Here is a 19508-nt window from a genome sequence, read left to right as displayed (position 1 = left end):
TGTCGCCGTCCCGAGCTTGCGTGTGCCAATGACCCGTCCGTCCCGTTGTGGACGGACGGGTCTCATTTTTTCTGGACGGGCGTCCAGCAACCGATGAATTGATTTAGCGCTCCAGCGAGTTGACGAACACTTTCGTCACAGCGCGGTACCGTCCTTGCCATCCATCTCGCGCGCGAAATCGAGGAAGCGGTCGAACATCTTGCCGAAGATGTCCATCATGCGGTCGACCTCCTGGTCGCTCGGCAATTTTGTGGTGGCGCCGCTCTTCTCGAGCTCAGCGACACGCTTCTTCAAGGCGTCGTTCTCGCGTCGCAGCCGGGCCAGTTCCTCGGTCCCGTCGAGGCCCTGATCCTTGACGGCCAGGCATTCCCAGACACCGGCGCGGGCGGCGCATAGCGACATGACGCCGGTCTCGGAATCGAGCCTGAGATAGCCCTGCTCCACTTTCTCCAGAACATAACGGCCGGTGATCTCGGCGGCCCCGGCCGTCGATGCGGCAAGCGCGATCGTCAGCGATACAAGCAATGGGCGCAGCATGGGGGCTCTCCTTTTCATCCCTATGTTACCGCAAAACCTGCCGGCTTTATGAAGATTGTCCCGGACGACAAGCGTTCTTGTTTTGTATTTGGCGGCCCGAATCGCGTAGGATGGGGCCATGACCCTCGATCAGACCGGCCTCCAGATCGGCAGCCAGGCTTTCAGCCTGGGCCAGATCCTGCTCGCCGGCGCCGCTTTGGCCTTTCTCCTTCTCATCATCACCGCGGTCATGGCCTGGCGCGGTCAGAAGCAGCGGCGCGAGGAAAGCCTCGAAACCCTGCGCCGGGCCTCCGAGCTCGAATTCCGCCTGGCCGAAATGGCGGGCCAGCTCAGGAGCTTCACCGACCAGGCGGCGAGCGGCCAGCAGCATCTGGCGCGCACCCTCGATGAACGGCTCGACCAGGTGAGCCACAGGCTGGGGCGCGGCCTCAATGAGCAGTCCGAACGCACCCACCTCTCGCTCAAGCATCTCTATGAGCGGCTGGCGGTGATCGACACGGCGCAGGCCAATCTCACCCAGCTTTCCTCCGAGATGGTCTCGCTGAAGGACATCCTCGCCAACAAGCAAGCGCGTGGGGCCTACGGACAGGCCCGCATGGAAGCGATCATCCGCGACGGGCTGCATGCCCAGGCCTATGAATTCCAGGCGACGTTGTCGAACGGCTCGCGGCCGGACTGCCTGATCAAATTGCCCGATTCCGAATTGCGCCTGGTGCTCGATGCCAAATTCCCGCTCGAGGCCTTCAACGCGCTGAAAGTCGCCAGCGGCGAGAACGACATCCGCTCGGCCGAGACGAGATTGCGCCGTGACGTCATCCTGCATGTGAAGGACATCGCCGGCAAATATCTCATCGCCGGGGAGACGCATGAGACGGCGATCATGTTCGTACCGTCGGAATCGATCTATGCCGATCTCTATGAGCGCTTCGAGGACGTCCTCCAGAAGGCGCATCGCGAGCGGGTGATCATCGCGTCGCCCAATGTCCTGATGCTGCTGATCCAGACCATGCAGGCGATCTTCAAGGATGCGCGCATGCGCGAGCAGGCGGGCGTCATCAAGATCGAGGTGGCGCGGCTGCTCGAGGATGTCGTCCGGCTCAAGGACCGGGTGCTCGACCTGCAGCGCCATTTCGGCCAGGCGAGCACGGACCTCGAGAAGCTCGGCCTCTCCGCCGACAAGATCACCAAACGCGGCCTGCGCATCGAGCAGCTCGATGTCGAGGAGCCGGCGAAGATCGCCGGCGAGGATGCCCAGCTCCGGCTGGTGCAGGGCAGCTGACATTCCGCATCGGTTACTCCCCCGCGGGTCGTTTAGCGGAACCCGTGAGCGTTTCGACATGCCGTAACGCCCGCGCGGCGAGGACGGCCAAAATCGTGATGCTGACAGCGCTGAATGCAGCCGCCCCGTTGAAGCCTATCGTGAATGCAGCCTTCGCCTCCTCGATCAGACCAGCCGGCAGTTCTGACGTCACAGAGCTGAGTTTCGGTGACAGTGCACTTAATTTGAGTTTCTGAGTTTCGTTCAGTTTCGGTGACAGTGCACTTAATTGATCGTGAGTTTCGGTGACAGTGGTGTTTCGGTGACAGTGGAGAGTTTCGGTGACAGTGCACTTAATTGATCGTGAGTTTCGGTGACAGTGGTGTTTCGGTGACAGTGCACTTAATTGATCGGCTGCGCCGAACGGCATGGTATTGAATGCACTGTCACCGAATACCCGAAATACCCGAGCAAGCCGCGCGGGGTGCCTCGGGTTGATGACTGCAGTTTCGGTGACAGTGCACTTAATTGATCGTGAGTTTCGGTGACAGTGGTGTTTCGGTGACAGTGCACTTAACTGATCGGCTGCGCCGAACGGCATGGTATTGAATGCACTGTCACCGAAATACGCTGGGTGTTTCGGTGACAGTGCACTTAATTGATCGAGAGTTTCGGTGACAGTGCACTTAATTGATCGTGAGTTTCGGTGATAGTGGGTGTTTCGGTGACAGTGCACTGGTTTCGGTGACAGTGCACTTAATTGATCGGCTGCGCCGAACGGCATGGTATTGAATGCACTGTCACCGAAATACCGAACGGCATGGTATTGAATGCACTGTCACCGAAATACCGGACCGGCTCGCCGTGGGCGGACATTCCCGAGCGCTGCGGCCCGTATACGACCTGCTACAACCGCTTCGTCAGATGGCGCAAGGCGGGCGTCTGGGACCAGCCCTTCGATGCTGTATCAAGGGCTTACGATGGCGATATGCAGATGATCGACAGCTCGTCGATCCGGGTTCACCAGCATGGTGCCAACGGTAAAAAGGGGGCGCGCCGGATACCGCCCCCGGGGCGTGAGCCTGACGACAGATGCATGGGGCGTTCGCGCGGTGGACTGACCACCAAGATCCACGCGCTGGTCGATGCGCGCGGCCTGCCGATCGCGCTCAAGCTGACGCCCGGACAAGCACACGATGGCAGGAGCGCCGCCGGCATGCGCGATACGCTCGGCGGCGGCGACGTGCTGCTCGCCGATCGCGCCCACGACAGTGATGCCTTGCGCCTCGAGATGGCCGCGCGCGGCGCATGGGCCAACATCAAGCCGATGCCCGGCCGCAAACGCCGCCCGCCGTTCAGCGCCTTCCTCTATCGGTACCGTAACCTCGTCGAATGCTTCTTCGGCAAACTCAAGCACTTCCGTGCCGTCGCCACCCGCTTCGAAAAGTACAGCGAAAACTACCTTGCTCTCGTCAAACTCGCTTCAGCCAAAATCTGGATGCGCTTTACGAGTCGGTGAGCTAGGAAGGCCCCTCGAACGCTCGGAGAGGCGTTCATGCAGGAGCCCGACGATGATCAAGATGAGTGTCTACTATCCGGCCGATGGCGGTTCGAAATTCGATCACGACTACTACCGCACCCGCCATATGCCACTGATCCAGGAACGGCTCGGCGATGCCTGCCTGCGCTACGAGATCGATAAGGGCCTTGCGGGTCGCGAACCTGGAAGCGCGCCGGAGTTCGTCGCGGCGTGCCACGTCTACTCGCCGAGTCTGGCGACATTCCAGGAGGCGTTGGGTCCCCACCGCGCGGAGATCGCCGCGGACGTCGCCAGCTATACGGACATCGCCCCCATCGTGCAGATCAGCGAAGTCGTTGAAGGGTAGGGGCTTCGGCGTAGGCGTAGCGTTGAACTCTCCGGGATCGGCGTAGTGCTGGCCCATCTGATCCATGGTGACGTAGCCGGTGCCGAACCGGTCGACGATCGGGAACGTGTAGTTACCGTCGAAGCGAAAACTACCTTGCTCTCGTCAAACTCGCTTCAGCCAAATCTGGATGCGCTTTATGAGTCGGTGACCTAGAGTCCGAGCTTCGCTTCCACTCACTGTGCAAATAGGCGGCGCATCGGTTACTCCCTCGCCGATGGCCCGGTGGAAGCGGTGAGCGTCTCGACATGGCGTAGCGCCCGTGCGGCGAGCACGGCCAAGATCGTTGCGCCAACCGCGGTCAATGTGGCAGCCCCGTTGAGGCCGGTCGTGAATGCAGCCTTCGCCTCTTCAATCAAGCCAGTTGGCAGCTGTGACGTCACAGAGGAGACCGCCCATAGACTGTCGCTGACGGCATAACGTGCTTCCTCGCTGAGAGTCTCAGGCAAGTGGCCGAGTATCGCCTGACGATAGACGGTGGTGGAGAAGCTGCCGAGCAAAGCGATGCCGAGGGAAACACCGAGATCCTGCACGGTCTCTGTCATGGCCGAGGCGGATCCCGCCTTTTCTGGCGGCGCCGATCCGACCACGAGGTCCGTGCCGAGCGCGGCGATGGTGCCATTGCCGAGATAAGCCAGCGCCAAACCGGCGACGGCCATGGCAACGCCGGACGTGTCATTGCTCAGCAGGCTGAGCAACAAATAGCCCAACGCCGACAATATCAGCGAACCGGCGACGACGAAGCCGGGCCGGACATGCCGGGCGATAAGGGGCGCGCCAAGACCGCCAGCGATCATGGCGAGTGCCGCCAATCCCATCCAGAGGCCGGCGGCAAAAGGAGAGTAACCGGCCACCAGCTGCAGATATTGAGCGACGAGCAGCATGGTGCCGCCAACGGCGATCAGTCCAACCAGCAGTACGATCAGCGCCACCGAAAAGGCCCGGTTGGAGAAGAGCGTCATGTCGAGCAGCGGATCGGGAAGCCGCCGCTGCCGCCTGACGAATAGAATGGCGAACAAAACGCCCACAATGAGAGCACCAATCGCATCTGGAGAATGCCCATATTTGGCGATCTGCTTGATACCGTAGATCACCGGCAGCATGGCGGCGAGCGACAGGGCGACGCTGGTGAAATCCAGCTTTCCACTGTCCGGGGCGCGATATTCCGGCAACAGGACGGGGGCAAGCAGCAGCAGCAGCGCGACGACAGGTACCGCTATGAGGAAGGTCGCGCCCCACCAGAACTGTTCCAGCAGAAAGCCACCTGCGATCGGCCCCAGCGCATAGCCGACACCGAACATCGTCGCCCAGATGCCGAAGCCAAGCGCGCGCTGGCGAGGGTTGACGAACATGTTGCTGATGAGCGCCAGCGTCGAGGGCATCAGGGTCGCGCCTGCCACGCCCAGCGCCGCCCGCGCGGCGATCAGCAAAACGGCACTGGTTGAAAAGGCGGCGAACACGGATGCGGCGGCGAAGGCGGTTGCGCCGATCATCAGCAGCTTGCGCCGGCCGATACGGTCGCCGAGCGTACCCATGGTGATGAGGAAGCCGGCGATCATGAAGCCATAGGCGTCCATGATCCACAGTGCCTGCGTGCTGGTCGGCTGCAAATCAACGGCGAGTGCCGGCAAGGTCAGATGGAGAAGCGTCAGGTCCAAACCCAGCAGCATGGTTGGCAGGGAAAGCAGGGCCAGGCCCAGCCATTCGCGGGTACCTGCCTGAACGGGCGCCGGCGTCGGCGCGTCGCCCGGATGTGTCGTCAGTGTTTCGCGGTGAGATGTCATATCGCCTCCTTGTCGGAAGCGGACAATCCGGGCAGAATGTTACTGTTACAATGTAGGAAATTATCCTATTAGTGAAGGTAATAGCCTTGCCCGCCCAGCCCCTCGCGCGCACGCGACATGATCTCTCCGATTTCCTCACCCGCCACAGGAGGAAGCTGCTTCCGGTCGATGTCGGCTTGCCGACCACCGGTGGTCGCCGCACGCCGGGTTTGCGGCGCGAGGAAGTCGCCCACCTCGCGGGTGTCGGACTCACCTGGTACACCTGGTTCGAGCAGGGCCGCGATATTCAGGTTTCCGAGAGCTTTTTGCTCAAGGTCGCAAAGGCTCTGAAACTGGATGATGCCGAATGCAGCCGGCTGTTCCTGTTAGCCCACCGTCGCCCGCCTCCGCCGGAAGCCTATCAATGGCCATCGGTCGGCCCGCTCATCCAGCAGTTGCTGAACGATCTGGTCGCGCGCCCTGCCTATGTCCTCAACCTTCGTTGGGACGTTGTCGCCTGGAACGCGGCGGCTGATGGTCTATTCGATTTCTCCGGCCGTGAGCAGATAGACCGCAACATCCTTCGCATGGTCTTCGCCGATCCCGAGCTGCGCCGCCGCCTGCCGGCATGGGGAGAGGATGCGCCACGCCTGCTCGCGCAATTTCGCGCCGACTTGGCAACCGCGCCTGACGATCCCTCCATGCATGTGCTAATTGACGAACTGAAGAGGCTGTCCGCGGACTTCCGTCGCTGGTTCGAACGTCCGAGCATGGATAGCTGCGGCCGGGGCATAGGAGCGATACTCGATCCTGACGGTAAACCGTTCCAATTCAAACACGAGTTATTGACGGTCGACGAGCACCGGCATCTGCGAATGATCGTGTATTTCGCGTGTTAGGGTCAAACCCGCACAGAGACGGTCATCCGCGACGGATTTCATGTCTTGCAATCGCGGCCGAAATCCTGGGATGTTGGGAAATTCCAGCATGAGAGATTGCGTCTGACGGAAATGTCAGTGAACCCATGCGGCTGTGATTCCAGATGTAAGGTTTGGGAAACTTTGCAAGTCGGGAAACACACGGCCCTTGGCATTGAGAATTCCCTGCGCCGGCAGCTCTCTTATCGCTAAGCTCTTGAACTTGCTGGGTTGGAGAATTTCCAGCGAGAATTTCCCTGCAAATCCCTGCATCCGGTTCGTCGCGGACGTGCGCCGAGAGACTTCTTCGACGAGCCTAATTGCCTACATTTATCTTTTCATTCTCAATCGGCGGCGACAGCCGGAGCACCACCGCTACTCTTGGACGGCTTGGACAGAAGGAAGGCCAGCGGCAATGTGGCGAGCGCCACATACATCATCAGAAGATAGTCATTGGCATAGGCGATGACGGCGGACTGCTTGGTCACTTCGGCATTGAGCGCCGCCTTGCCCGAAAGCGTCGTCATATCCCAGACCTGATTGAGACCCGGCATATGCAGGCCGAGATTGAACGGCGTCACCTGGGCGGCAAGATCGGCATGCATGACCGCGGTGTTGCGGGTCAGCAGGAAAATGACGATCGAGATGCCGATGCTCGAGCCGATATTGCGCATGAGGCTGAACAGCGAGGTCGCCTGGGTGCGATAGCGCGGCTCGAGTGTGGCGAAGGTGATGGTCGAGAGCGGCACGAAGACGAAACCCAGGCCCATGCCCTGAATGATGCCGGTGCGGATGATGGTCCCCTGTGAGACGTCGGTGGTGAAATACATCATCTCCCACAGAGTGAAGGCGATGAGCAGCAGGCCGAAGGCAAAGAGGAAACGCGGGTCGACACGCGAGATGAGACGGCCGACGATCATCATGGCGACCATCGTGCCGATGCCGCGCGGCGCCATCACGAGGCCCGCGGTCAGCACCGGATAGCCCATGATCTGCTGCAGGAACGGGGTGAGCAGCGCCATGGTGGCGAGGAGGATGATGCCGACGATGAAGATGGCGATGAGACCGATGGAGAAATTCCGGTCGGCGAAGATCTTCGGATCGATGAAGGGATTGTCGGCCGTCATCATGTGGACGACGAACATGTAGAAGGCGGTGATGGCGATGCCGGCCTCGATCATGATCTCGGCCGAGGAGAACCAGTCGAGATTCTCACCGCGGTCGAGCATCATCTGGAGGCCGCCGATGGCGAAGGCGAGGAGCAGAAAGCCGGTCCAGTCGAAGCTCGCCTTGGTGCGCGGCGAGTCGGAAAGATAGGTCATCAGGCCGGCAATGGTGAGGATGCCGACCGGCACGTTGATGAAGAACACCCAGCGCCAGTTGTAATATTCGGTGAGCCAGCCGCCCAGTGTCGGGCCCAGGATCGGCCCCACCATGACGCCGATGCCCCAGATGGCCATGGCGGAACCATGCCTTTCGCGCGGATAGGAATCGAGCAGCACCGACTGCGACAAAGGCACGAGCGGCGCGCCGAAGACGCCCTGCAGCAGGCGATAGAGCACCATCTGCTCGAGCGAAGTGGCGAGACCGCACAGAACGGAAGCGACGGTGAAGCCCAAAACCGCGATCACGAAGACGGGCTTGCGGCCGAAGCGCGTCACCAGGAAGCCCGTCACCGGGATCATGATGGCGGCGGCGACGATATAGGAGGTGAGGACCCAGTTGATCTGGTCGAGCGTGGCTGAGAGCGAGCCCATCATGTAGGGCAACGCGACATTGGCGATGGTCGTGTCGAGCGCCTGCATGATGGTGGCCAGCATCACGCAGACCGTGATGATTCCACGATGGGGAACGGCGTCGCTCATGTTGTCTTCCGATCGCGCATCGAGCTCTCCGATGCGCCCCTTATTCCGCCGCGGCCGCCGTCGAGCCGAAAAGCGACCACAGGCTGCGGCTATGGCCGGTGTCGATCGAGACGTCGACGCTCATGCCGGAGGTCAGCTTCGGCGCGCCCGCTGCGTTTTCAATGGCGAGCTTCACCGGCACGCGCTGCACCACCTTCACCCAGTTGCCGGTGGCGTTCTGCGGCGGCAGCACCGAGAATTCGGCGCCGGTCGCCGGGCTGAGACTCGTGACCTTCGCCTTCCAGGTCTTGCCCGGATAGGCATCGACGCTCACCTCAGCCTCATCGCCGACCTTGAGATAAGTGAGATCGGTTTCCTTCGGATTGGCCTCGACCCAGAGGTCGTTGCTGGCGACGAGGCTCATGGCAGGCTGGCCGACCGTCACATAGGAACCGACGCGCAGATTCTCGACATTGGCGACAGTGCCCGGCCAGGGCGCCAGAATGGTGGAGCGGGTGAGGTCGCGCTTGGCCTTGTCGACCGCCGACTTGGCCTCGAGCATGCGCGGATGATCATCGACGGACCCATCGGCCTTGCCGCCCAATTGCGACAGCGTGGCGTCGGCGGCGCGCTGAGCGCCGCGCAATTGCTCGGTTGCGGTGTCGAGATCGCGCCGCGCCTGATCGAGCGAGGCTTGCGCCGCGACGCCGCGCTGCTGGAGATTGAGCTGGCGGTCATAGGTCGTCTGAGCGTAATCGAGCGACGACTTGGCCTGATCTATGGCGGAGAGGTTCTGCCGGTAGGTCGCCTGCAGTGCGACGAGATCGTTGCGCACCATGCCGAGCTGTGCCTCGGCGCCGGCGAGCGCGATGCGGAACGGTTCGTCGTCGAGCTTGAACAGCAGAGCGCCCTTCTCGACATAGTCGTTCTCTCGCACGGCGACCTCGGCGACGGTGCCCGGCACGTCGGTCGCGACATTCATGATCGCGGCCTGGATATAGGCATTGTCGGTTTCGACATAGCGGCCACCGGCAAGATACATCTCGCCGGCGACGGCGAGCGCTACAAGCGGGCCCAAAGTAAGGAGGCCGAGACGAATGAGCTTGCGCTTGTTGCGCCGCTTCGGCGCGACTGGCAGCTCGACGACATTGCGTTCTTCTCGGGGCTCGCGGGTTTCGCGGGCTTCTGTCTTGGCTTCAACGGCGGACATTTCCAACTCTCCGCTCATCGCCGGCATCACTCATGATGGCGACGAGATTATCTTTCATCCTGGCGAGGAGGCGCATTGTCTCATCGATCTCGCCATCGCTCATACCCTCGAGGAGCTCGGCGCGGGTTTCCGCGGCGATGACTTTCAGCGTCTCCAGAAGGGGGTGCGCCGCAGGCAGCAGATAGAGCGACCAGGCACGGCGGTCGGTCGGGTGCGGACGGCGCTCGATGAGGCCGGCCTGCTCGAGCCGGTCGACCAAGCGGCCGACGGTGATCGGCTCGACCTCGAGAAGCTCGGCCAGGGCGCCCTGATTCAGGCCCTCCTGAACATAGATCTCCTTCAGGACCTGCCACTGCGCCCGGGTCAGGCCGGTGCCGCGGACATTCTGCTCGAACCGCTTGCGCAGGAGGCGCCCGGTATCGATCAACAGAAGACCTAAGGATGCATGTTCGGGTTTCATAACGTCAGAAATTTAAGATGCCGGGATATACTAAGCAAGCTTATTATATCCCTATCTAATGTAAGCTCAGCTATGTTTTGAGTGCATGCCTGACATAGAGCCTTTCCCGTTTTGATCGAATCAAGGGATTCGATCAAAATGGGATAAAAAGGCTCGATTACATAATATCTGGAGCGCTTCCTTGTCGCGAAAGTCGAGCAACTTTCGCGGGAAGCGCTCTAGGGTCGCACGGGGCACCGTGCCGCCCTCTCCGATGGCCGTTGGCCCTTCCCCCTGCCGGCCAGTCGTCTATAAAGCGGGCCCTGTTCAATAAAGTCTGCGGAAGAGGAGAAAGACATGGCTGTACGCGTCGCGATCAACGGATTTGGCCGCATTGGCCGCAATATCGTGCGGGCCATCTTCGAATCGGGGCGCAAGGACATCGATGTCGTAGCCGTCAACGATCTGGGCCCCGTCGAGACCAACGCCCATCTCCTGCGTTATGACAGCGTGCATGGCCGCTTCCCGCATGAAGTCGCGGTCGCGGGCGACACGATCTCGATCGGCAACGAAAAGTTCAAGGTCACCGCCATCAAGGACCCGGCGCAGCTGCCCTGGAAGGAGCTCGGCGTCGATATCGCGCTCGAATGCACCGGCATCTTCACCTCCAAGGAGAAGGCCTCGGCCCATCTGACCGCTGGCGCCAAGAAAGTGATCGTCTCGGCGCCCGCCGACAATGCCGACCTCACCGTCGTCTACGGCGTCAATCACGACAAGCTCACCAAGGACCATGTCGTCATCTCCAACGCGTCCTGCACGACGAACTGCCTGGCGCCTGTCGCTAAGGTGCTGCATGACGCGATCGGCATCGACAAGGGCTTCATGACCACGATCCACGCCTATACCGGCGACCAGCCGACGCTCGACACGATGCACAAGGATCTCTATCGCGCCCGCGCCGCGGCCCTTTCGATGATCCCGACCTCGACGGGTGCGGCCAAGGCGGTCGGCCTCGTGCTGCCCGAACTCAAGGGCCGCCTCGACGGCGTCTCGATCCGCGTTCCGACCCCCAATGTATCGGTGGTCGATTTCAAGTTCGTCGCCAAGCGGGCGACGAGCGTCGAGGAAGTCAATGGCGCCATCAAGCGCGCGGCCGAGCAGCAGCTCAAGGGCATTCTCGGCTACACCAACGATCCCAATGTCTCGATCGACTTCAATCACAACCCCAATTCCTCGACCTTCCATATGGACCAGACCAAGGTCATGGACGGCACGCTGGTCCGCGTGCTCGCCTGGTACGACAATGAATGGGGCTTCTCGAACCGCATGGCCGACACGGCCGTCGCTTTCGCCAAGCATATCTGACCATGACCCGCCCGCTTCATATCGCGCCGTCGATCCTCTCCGCCGATTTCGCCAAACTCGGCGAAGAGGTGCGCGCCGTCGATGAAGCGGGCGCCGACTGGATCCATATCGACGTGATGGACGGGCATTTCGTGCCCAACATCACTTTCGGCCCGCCGGTGATGGCTTCGATCCGGCCGGTGACGAAGAAGACCTTCGACGTCCATCTGATGATCGCGCCGGCCGACCGCTATCTCGAGGCTTTCGCCAGGGCCGGCGCCGACATCATCACCGTACATACCGAGGCGGGTCCGCATCTCGACCGCTCGCTGCAGACCGTCAAGGCGCTCGGCAAGAAAGCCGGCGTGGCCCTCAATCCCGCGACGCCGGTCGATCACATCAAGCATGTGCTCGACCGTCTCGACCTCATCCTCATCATGACGGTCAATCCGGGCTTCGGCGGCCAGAGCTTCATCCCTGCGATGATCGACAAGATCCGCGAGACGCGCGACCTCGTTCAGGGCCGCGACATCGATATCGAGGTCGATGGCGGCATCACCGCCGAAACCGCACCTTTGGTGGTCAGGGCCGGCGCCAATGCGCTGGTCGCGGGCTCCGCCGTCTTCAAGGGCGACGCCAAAGCCTATGGCAAGAACATCTCGCTGATCCGGACCGGCGCCACCACAATCGCCGCCTGATCGCAAAACCTGACGCCGGATGACGCGCTGGCGCGCCGGTTGACAGCCCCACCAATCTTCGTGTTCTTCGCCAGTGTGTCCGCGGCAGACTGAACGAAAGGTGGCAGCCATGGCCGACAACCCTCGATGGCGTCGCTTCGACGAATGGAATGCGAGACCTTTGCGTCACGACCAGTTCGCCGCCGAAGACCCTGAGGCCGGTTTCGCCACTTTCCACAGTCCGTGGGATCCCTCCCCTTCCGCGCGCGTGGAGAATGGAAGCGTGGTCGAGATCGACGGCAAGCCGAAAGCCGATTTCGACATCATCGACACCTTCATCGCTGATCATCATCTCGATCCCGACGTGATCGAGGAAGCCATGGCGATGGAGCCGACGGAGCTGGCGCGCATGCTGGTCGACATCAACGTGCCACGCGAAAGGCTGGAAAGACTGGCGCGCGGCATGACACCGGCGAAACTCGCTTCCGTCGTCGCCACCATGTCGTCGCTGGAGATCACCTTTGCCTACGCCAAGATGCGCCAGCGCCGGACTCCGGGCAACCAGGCGCATGTCACCAATGCCAAGGATGATCCGCTGCAGCTCGCGGCCGACAGCGCGACCGCGGTAGCCCTTGGCTTCGATGAGGTCGAGACGACGATGCGCGTCGCCTCCAACGCCTGGGCCAACGCCATGGCCTGCACCGTCGGCGCGGCCGTCGGGCGGGGCGGTGTGCTCTTCCAGTGCTCGATCGAAGAGGCCGAGGAGCTGCAGATCGGCATGGCGGGCCTCACTTCATATGCCGAAACGGTTTCCGTCTACGGCACCGAAGGCGCTTTCCTCGATGGCGACGACACGCCGTGGTCGAAGGCCTTCCTGACCGCGGCCTATGCGTCGCGCGGGATAAAGGCGCGCTGCACTTCAGGCGCCTCCGCCGAGCTCTTGATGGGCTTTCACGATCGCCAGTCGGTGCTCTATCTGGAAGCGCGCTGCCTGTGCCTGCAACGCGCCATGGGCGTCCAGGGCACCCAGAATGGCGGCATAGACGGGGCGCCGCTCACCGCCTCGATGGCAGGGGGTTTGCGCGAGCTCATGGCGGAGAACCTGCTCGCCGCCTGGCTCGGGCTCGAATGCGCCTCCGGCAACGACACCCGGATCAGCGAGTCCGAGATCCGCGTGGGCGCCAAGATCACGCCCTATCTGCTGGCGGGATCTGACCTCATCTGTTCGGGCTTCGGATCGATCCGCAACTACGACAATTCCTTCAACGCCTCGCTCTTCAACGGCGAAGACATCGAGGACTATCTCGTCCTGCAGCGGGATTTCGAGGCGGGATGGCGGGCTGACGCCGGTAAATGAAGACGAGGTGAGCCGTCTCCGGATGCGGGCGATACGCGCCATCGCGGCGGTGTTTGAGGAACTGGAGCTGGCAAAGGTGCCCGAAGCCTGGATGCAATCGGTCGCGGCCGCGTCGGGATCGCAGGAAACACAGAGCTTCACGGCGGGCGAGGTCACGCGGATCAGCGAAGCGATCCGAAATCGCGGTCTTACCGCCGTCAATGTCGTGCGCGCGCTTGCCCGGCGCGGTTTTGCCGATGAGGCGGAGAACCTGCTGCTCATGCTGCGCCAGCGCATTTCGGGCGACTATCTGCAGACCTCCGCCATTCTGCGTGACGGCAAGGTGAAAAGCGCCCTCAATGATCCCAACGACTATCAAGGACCCGGCAGCGGCTATCGCATGTCGGAAGCGCGCTGGCAGGCGGTGCGCGGCATCCGCGATATCCAGACTCGCGATAAGGTGATGGAGCGCGAACGCCGCGCCGATCCGACTGCACCGCCCTGGCTGGTGAGCAAGGGAAGCGCCGCTAAAGGGCACGACCCCACAGAGATCGTGATCGGTGTCAGCCCGGCCTTCGGATCCGAACTGAACCGGACGACCGCCGGGCATGAGCTGATCGACGTGCTTCTGGCCTTGACCGAAGGTATCAGGGAAGGAGGCGGCGTGCCGCGGCTCGTGCGCATCCGGCACACGGCCGATACGTCCTTTCTCGGCCTCACCGCGGCGCGGCTTTCCGGCTCGCGCTACGGCATCGGCATTCAGGCCAAGGGCACCGCTGTCATCCATCGCGCCGATCGATTGCCGCACCTGAATATCGAGTTGTTCTCCAACGCGCCGGTGACCACGCTCGATCATTATCGGGCGATGGGACGCAACGCCGCTCTCCATGCGTTGGGGCAGTCACCCGAGCCGGTCGTCGTGCCGGTGGATGGACGCGCTTTGGGCGCGCGTCACCATGTTCATGTCGCGATGCTCTACGCGATCGAAACGGAACTGGCGGATCCCGATGCCGCGCCTCTCGAGCTCACCATGGTCCTTGGACAGAGAACATTCGCATGACCAATCCCCTAGACCTCTATCCCGTTTCCGAGCGCGCGCCGGAGCGCGCCGTGTCGTCGTCGGGCGTCCCCATCGGCCGTTTCACCGTGGAAGAGGTGATGGCCGGCACTATCGGCCCCGGAGACATTCGCATTTCGGCCGATGCCTTGCGCCTGCAAGCCGAGATCGCGCGCGCTGCGCAGCGCGAATGCCTGGCGCGGAATTTCGAGCGCGCCGCCGAGCTCGTCGCCATACCGCAGAACATCATCCTCGAGACCTATGAGATGCTGCGCCCCGGAAGGGTGACAGATCCGGGCCTTCTGTCGCAACAAGCGGAGATGCTGCGCCGGGACTACGGCGCCCACAGCATAGCCGCGCTGGTCGACGAGGCAGTTGCGGCCTATACCCGCCGCGGCCTTTTCCGCCCCCGCTATTGATGCGCTGAGGATATCGCGCGACGGAACGCACCAATACCGATCACGATGAAGATGGCCAGTGTGACGAGCTGCGTTATGGCGAAGGGCGCCTCACTTCCCGTCGGCGCCAAGGCCCGCAGGAACGGGATCTTCAGGAAGGCCTGAGCGATGGTCACGAAGATCAGGAGATAAAGGCTCGCGACGATGGCGAGGGCATGGATCCAGCGCCAGGCGCCGACGAGATGGCGAAAATGCGCCACGAGCCAGGCCACGAGGATCGCCGTCGAGACGATACCTGTCGCGAAAGCGGGCGTCACGCCGGTGAAGGGAAAGATGAAACCGGTGAAGGTGACGGCTGCGGCGGTCAGGAAGAACCATCGGGTCCAAGAGGTGGAGTGCCTGCCACTGAACAGCCCGGCGGTCGCGGCGATGCCGATAACGATGGCGATGAAGCTCAGGATCGTATGCACGACGGTCAGGATCCAAACATAGCTGGACATACGCAACCCCTATCCTTTGCCAATCCGAGACTAGCCGAGTCGCATGATCGGGACCAGCGGCCGGGTGGCGTTCAGCCCTTGGCAACCCATTCCTTGAAGGCGGTGAGCCAGGTCGTGATCACCTTTTTCGTCTCCTCATCCGTCAGCCTGCCGCCGGAGAATTTCTTGTCCGCCGGACCGACGAAGATCTCGGGCTTCGGCATGGTGATCGCCTCGAGGCCGACGAGGTTCTGGCGCAAGTGATACTGCGCGCGGGCGGTACCGACCGGACCTCCCGAGGCGCCCATGACGCCGACCCGCTTCCACTTGAACGGATTGCCGGACCGCGACAGCCAGTCGAGGCCGTTCTTCAGCACGCCGGCGACCGAGAAGTTGTATTCGGGCGTCGAGATGATGATGCCATCGGCCTCACGCACGCGCGCCTGAAGCGCTTTCACGCTCTCGGGCACCCCATGCTTGTCTTCCTCATCGCCATCATAGAGAGGTATGCCGTGCAAGGTGACGATCTCGATCTCCATGTCCTTCGGCGCCAGCTCACGCACCGCTCTGAGGAGCTGGGTATTGTAGCTGTCCTTGCGGAGGGCGCCGCTGATGGCGAGGATCTTCATTATGTAATCTCCTATGGCAGATCGAAGGGCAGGATCTCGGACCGGGATGTGGCCCTAAGGGTGAGGCTCGCCTCTTTTACGATGGCGAGCCCGTCTCTTCCATGACACTTTGCCATTCGGGTCAAGCGTGCCTTTGGCGACCTCAAGCCGGTAGGGCGGCTTCACCCCCTGTTTTTTCCTGAATGATCCATATCTGGAGGTAATGGACGGCATCGGTCTTGGACGCATTGAATTCCGAATCGCGCATGCCGATCAAGTCCGTTTCCGCGACGACGTAGCTGACAACGACCTCACGGCGCGGCGCGGGTGTCAGCTCAGGTTCTGGTCATTTTCGTTCGAACACGCCGCCTTCGCCGACATGCATGTTGGTGAGCAGCCGCTCCTGGTTGATGAGTCGCCATGACAGGAGCTTTTGCGCATAGCGGAGCTCCGTGCCCAGATGCTCGGGTCGCCCGGCCAGATTGGTGAATTCATGCGGGTCATTCATGACGTCGAAGAGGAGCGGCGGCAGTGCGGCAAAATGCACATACTTGTACTTCCGGTCGCGGATCACGGCATAGGAGCATTCATCCGATGAGATGCCCAATGCCTGTTCCACCCTTTGGCTGCGCACATTGCGGAAATCATGCTCGAAGAATACCGCATCGCGCCAGTGGTCCGGCGTCTTACCCCTGAGGAACGGCACGAGCGAGCGCCCGTCGCAGCTCCGCGGAATGTCAGCCCCGAGCCAGTCGAGGATGGTTGGCATGATGTCGATGGCTTCGGTGAAGGCCTCAACTGCGCTGCCTCGGCTCGCCTTCGCCCCGGGTCGCGGATCGCGGATCACCAGCGGCAGGTGGAAGGAGCCGTCGAAATAGATTTCCTTGCCCCACACATAGTGATCGCCCAGCATCTCGGCATGATCGCTCGTCACGATAATGAGCGTGCGCTCATATTGCCCGCTCTCCTTCAGCTGATCGATCACGCGGCCGAGATGATAGTCGGTCTCTTCGATCAGGCCGTAATAGGTTGCCTTCATCTGGCGGATCTCGAGATCGTCGGCGCGCACGAGATCGAGCGGATTGTGCTCGTCATAGGCGTCGGGCCGTGCCACGTTTGAGATCTCATGCGCCAGCAACGGATGCTGCTTGCCTTCCGCTTCCGGGCTCGCCGCACGGTGCGGGAAATCTACATCCTTGGGGTGCACATTCCCATTATAGGGTTCAGGGGCGATGATCGGCGGATGCGGCCGGAAGAACACCAGATGCGCGAACCACGGACGCGTACGCCTGACCGACAGCCATTTGATGAACTCGTCGGTGAGAAAGGCGGTCTCGCTGTGTTCGGCCTTGTGCTGGGTCGGGATGAAGCGGAAGCCACGATCCGGCGGCTTGACGAAGCCCTGGCGCGGCCGGAACGCGTCCGCGCGCCCCTTCGGCAGGTCATAGCCCAGCGCGATCAACTCCGAGATCCAGCGGCCCATGTCTTCCGGCAGATGCAAGGGTGTGACAAAACCCGGTAGCACACCCTCGTCATAGGCGGTGAGCGCCGGGTCGTTCGGATGGTGCCGGCGCGGATCGGGTGTCGTGTCGGTATAACCGAACAACGCCGGCTCATAGCCGAGCTTGCGCGCTTCGAGCGCCAGGTTTGTATGCCTCCCATCGAGTGGCGTCCCGTTGCGCCCCGAGCGATGGCTCATCAGATAAAGGCCGGTCAGGAGGCTGGTGCGCGACGGGCCGCAGGGCGTGCACTGGCCGAAATGGTTGCGAAATGTCACGGCCTCCTTCATCAGCGCATCGAGATGAGGCGTGCGTACATTCCGGTGTCCGAGTCCCGAAATGCAGTCGCTCCGCCACTGGTCGGCGCAGATCAGAAGGACATTGGGCTTGAAAGGTGCAGCGGTCATTCGTTCATCTCGGCTATGGCGTTCTTGGCGATGGATATACGGGCCTTCTCGCCGATCTTGAACAAGCGCTGGCCCGGCTTGTTCAGGAGATCGACCTTGATCGTGACGTCCTGCGCTCTGGTATAGTGCCGCACCATGGCGCCCAGCACCTGCACCGCCGTCACCGTGACCTCCGTCTCGACTATCCCGCCATTGGCCGAAGCCTTGTGATCGGTCGGCGAAATGTCGATCGCCTCCGGCCGCACAGCCCAAGACGTGGTCTGCGCGGTGACGCCGAACAGGTGCTTCACTGTCGCGGGATCGAAGATATTGAAGTCGCCGATGAAGTTGGCGACCGCCAGATTGGCCGGGTGATTGTAGATCTCGGCCGGTGCGCCGATCTGCACAAAGCGCCCCGCCTGCATGATCGCCACGTGATCGCCCAGCATCAGTGCTTCCTCCTGGTCATGGGTGACGAAGATTGCCGTGAAGCCCACATCATGCTGCAGCCGCTTCAACTCGTCACGCAAGCGCTTGCGAATCTGCGCATCGAGCGCCGAGAGCGGCTCGTCCAGAAGGAGCAGCTTAGGCTCGAGCACCAAAGCGCGAGCCAATGCCACGCGCTGCTTCTGTCCGCCAGACAGCGCAGCAGGCCTTGCCTTGGCGCGCGGGCCGAGGCCCATCAGCTCGATCACGCCGTCGACCTTTTTCCTGATTTCCGACCTGTGCAGCTTTTTCTGCTCGAGCCCAAAGGCAAGATTCTGCTCCACCGTCATATTCGGGAAGAGCGCATAATGCTGGAACACCATGCCCACGCCGCGGTTCTTGGCTTCGACCTTCGTCACGTCGCGTTGGTCGAGCCTGATCACCCCGCTGTCGGGATGGGTGAGGCCGGCTACGGCGCGCAGCAGCGTGGTCTTGCCGCAGCCCGAGGGGCCGACCAGCACACAGATCTTGCCTTCATCGACGTCGAGATTGATATTCTCGAACACGGTGGTCGCGTCGAATTTCTTGGTGAGCTCCCGGATCTCGACATAGCTCATGCTTCGTCTCTCCGCGATGTCACCCACACGACGATGGCCGTCGCCACGAAGATGACGACGAAATAGGTGGTGATGAGCACGCTCAATTTGCGGCCGCTGCCGCCACTTAGGACGCCCATGAATATTTGCAGTGTCGGGAAGTGACCACCGACCAGCAGATTGGCATAGACGAAATCGCTGATCGCCAGCGTGAAGTTCATCACGAGCCCGATTATGAGCCCCCGCTTCACGCAAGGCAGGACGACCCGCCGCAGGATCAGGGCATCGGATGCACCCAGCAGCCGACCCGCCTCGAAGAGCTCGGTCACGCGCAAGGCCCGCAGGTTGTTCTTGATCGGCACATAGTAAAGCGGCGCAGCGAGCGGCATATAGCCGAAAATCAGGATCCAGGGCGAACCGTTGAGCACGATTCCGTAATTGCCGGAATAGATCCGCAGGAGACCCAGCGCCAGCACGATACCCGGCACCGCGTAAGGCAGGATCACCAGCCCCGCCAGATACTTGTCCAGTGTCGGGAAGTAGCAATGTGCCACCAGGATCGTCGGCACCACGACGAATGGCGTCACGAGGAGCGAGCCGAAGCCGACGATGAGCGAGTTCTGAATCGATTGCAGGAAGCGCGGGTCCTTGAGGATGTTCTGGACATGGGCCAGCGTGTAGCCGTCAGGCAGGATCGTGCCGGCCCAGTCGATGGCGACGGAATTGAGGAAGATGGCGACGATGGGAAGAAGCTGCAGGCAAACCAGGAGTCCGACCCACATCCAGTCCTTTGCGCTGCGCTCATGCAT

General features: G+C 61.8%; 19 protein-coding genes. 9 read left to right on the top strand and 10 right to left on the bottom strand.

What is annotated here, in order from left to right:
• Positions 1-135 precede the first annotated feature (135 nt).
• Entirely contained in the window at positions 136-537 is a 402-nt protein-coding gene (locus tag G5V57_RS15415; RefSeq protein ID WP_165168420.1) for a hypothetical protein, read from the bottom strand.
• A 118-nt stretch (positions 538-655) separates the two neighbouring features.
• Between G5V57_RS15415 and G5V57_RS15410 the strand changes: the two genes are divergently transcribed.
• The 3 genes from G5V57_RS15410 (at position 656) to G5V57_RS15400 (ending at position 3681) form a co-directional block, all read left to right on the top strand.
• A complete protein-coding gene (locus tag G5V57_RS15410) occupies positions 656-1816 on the top strand; it encodes a DNA recombination protein RmuC (RefSeq protein ID WP_165168419.1) in 1161 nt (386 codons plus the stop codon).
• A 742-nt stretch (positions 1817-2558) separates the two neighbouring features.
• Entirely contained in the window at positions 2559-3314 is a 756-nt protein-coding gene (locus G5V57_RS15405) for an IS5 family transposase (RefSeq protein WP_371744825.1), read from the top strand.
• Between the two features lie 52 nt (positions 3315-3366).
• Positions 3367-3681, top strand: coding sequence for an EthD family reductase (locus G5V57_RS15400; RefSeq protein ID WP_065775243.1), 315 nt, complete (start codon positions 3367-3369; stop codon positions 3679-3681).
• A 242-nt stretch (positions 3682-3923) separates the two neighbouring features.
• On the opposite strand, the gene G5V57_RS15395 is transcribed toward G5V57_RS15400, so the two are convergent.
• Entirely contained in the window at positions 3924-5504 is a 1581-nt protein-coding gene (locus G5V57_RS15395; RefSeq protein ID WP_165168416.1) for an MFS transporter, read from the bottom strand.
• Between the two features lie 86 nt (positions 5505-5590).
• On the opposite strand from G5V57_RS15395, the gene G5V57_RS15390 reads away from it, so the two are divergent.
• Entirely contained in the window at positions 5591-6382 is a 792-nt protein-coding gene (locus G5V57_RS15390; protein WP_165168414.1) for a helix-turn-helix transcriptional regulator, read from the top strand.
• Between the two features lie 362 nt (positions 6383-6744).
• On the opposite strand, the gene G5V57_RS15385 is transcribed toward G5V57_RS15390, so the two are convergent.
• The 3 genes from G5V57_RS15385 to G5V57_RS15375 are packed head-to-tail and all read right to left on the bottom strand — an operon-like array spanning position 6745 to position 9914.
• Positions 6745-8265 (bottom strand): DHA2 family efflux MFS transporter permease subunit, encoded by a 1521-nt coding sequence (locus G5V57_RS15385; RefSeq protein ID WP_165168412.1) that lies wholly within the window; start codon positions 8263-8265, stop codon positions 6745-6747.
• A gap of 40 nt (positions 8266-8305) precedes the next feature.
• The gene (locus G5V57_RS15380; protein ID WP_165168410.1) at positions 8306-9454 is read right to left on the bottom strand and encodes an HlyD family secretion protein; all 1149 of its coding nucleotides are present in this window, start codon (positions 9452-9454) and stop codon (positions 8306-8308) included.
• Positions 9441-9914 carry a MarR family winged helix-turn-helix transcriptional regulator gene (locus tag G5V57_RS15375; RefSeq protein ID WP_165168408.1) on the bottom strand — a complete coding sequence of 158 codons (474 nt, stop codon included), beginning with the start codon at positions 9912-9914 and terminating at the stop codon, positions 9441-9443. Before G5V57_RS15375 ends, G5V57_RS15380 begins: the two co-directional genes overlap by 14 nt.
• Before the next feature lie 336 nt (positions 9915-10250).
• Between G5V57_RS15375 and gap the strand changes: the two genes are divergently transcribed.
• The 5 genes from gap to G5V57_RS15355 all read left to right on the top strand — a co-directional run bounded on the left by gap (position 10251) and on the right by G5V57_RS15355 (position 14726).
• Positions 10251-11258 (top strand): type I glyceraldehyde-3-phosphate dehydrogenase, encoded by a 1008-nt coding sequence (gene gap / locus G5V57_RS15370; protein WP_165168406.1) that lies wholly within the window; start codon positions 10251-10253, stop codon positions 11256-11258.
• Positions 11259-11260: 2 nt separating this feature from the next.
• A complete protein-coding gene (gene rpe / locus G5V57_RS15365; protein ID WP_165168404.1) occupies positions 11261-11935 on the top strand; it encodes a ribulose-phosphate 3-epimerase in 675 nt (224 codons plus the stop codon).
• A gap of 109 nt (positions 11936-12044) precedes the next feature.
• Complete coding sequence (locus G5V57_RS34390; RefSeq protein ID WP_246737637.1) at positions 12045-13271, top strand: propanediol/glycerol family dehydratase large subunit; 1227 nt, start codon at positions 12045-12047, stop codon at positions 13269-13271.
• Between the two features lie 7 nt (positions 13272-13278).
• A complete protein-coding gene (locus G5V57_RS34385; protein WP_246737636.1) occupies positions 13279-14310 on the top strand; it encodes a propanediol/glycerol family dehydratase large subunit in 1032 nt (343 codons plus the stop codon).
• A complete protein-coding gene (locus G5V57_RS15355; protein WP_165168402.1) occupies positions 14307-14726 on the top strand; it encodes a diol dehydratase small subunit in 420 nt (139 codons plus the stop codon). Before G5V57_RS34385 ends, G5V57_RS15355 begins: the two co-directional genes overlap by 4 nt.
• Here G5V57_RS15355 and G5V57_RS15350 read toward each other — a convergent pair.
• The 5 genes from G5V57_RS15350 to G5V57_RS15330 form a co-directional block, all read right to left on the bottom strand.
• On the bottom strand, positions 14720-15205 hold the full coding sequence (locus tag G5V57_RS15350; protein WP_165168400.1) for a hypothetical protein: 486 nt from the start codon (positions 15203-15205) through the stop codon (positions 14720-14722). The genes G5V57_RS15355 and G5V57_RS15350 overlap by 7 nt on opposite strands.
• Positions 15206-15276: 71 nt before the next feature.
• Entirely contained in the window at positions 15277-15813 is a 537-nt protein-coding gene (locus G5V57_RS15345; RefSeq protein WP_165168399.1) for an NADPH-dependent FMN reductase, read from the bottom strand.
• A 325-nt stretch (positions 15814-16138) separates the two neighbouring features.
• The gene (locus tag G5V57_RS15340) at positions 16139-17698 is read right to left on the bottom strand and encodes an alkaline phosphatase family protein (protein ID WP_165168398.1); all 1560 of its coding nucleotides are present in this window, start codon (positions 17696-17698) and stop codon (positions 16139-16141) included.
• The gene (locus tag G5V57_RS15335) at positions 17695-18720 is read right to left on the bottom strand and encodes an ABC transporter ATP-binding protein (RefSeq protein ID WP_165168397.1); all 1026 of its coding nucleotides are present in this window, start codon (positions 18718-18720) and stop codon (positions 17695-17697) included. Before G5V57_RS15335 ends, G5V57_RS15340 begins: the two co-directional genes overlap by 4 nt.
• On the bottom strand, positions 18717-19508 hold the full coding sequence (locus G5V57_RS15330) for an ABC transporter permease (RefSeq protein WP_165168396.1): 792 nt from the start codon (positions 19506-19508) through the stop codon (positions 18717-18719). The genes G5V57_RS15335 and G5V57_RS15330 overlap by 4 nt, the downstream gene beginning before the upstream one ends.

It is taken from the genome of Nordella sp. HKS 07 (assembly GCF_011046735.1).
In the GTDB taxonomy this organism is placed as follows: domain Bacteria; phylum Pseudomonadota; class Alphaproteobacteria; order Rhizobiales; family Aestuariivirgaceae; genus Taklimakanibacter.
This window is presented reverse-complemented; position numbering and strand designations above follow the sequence as displayed.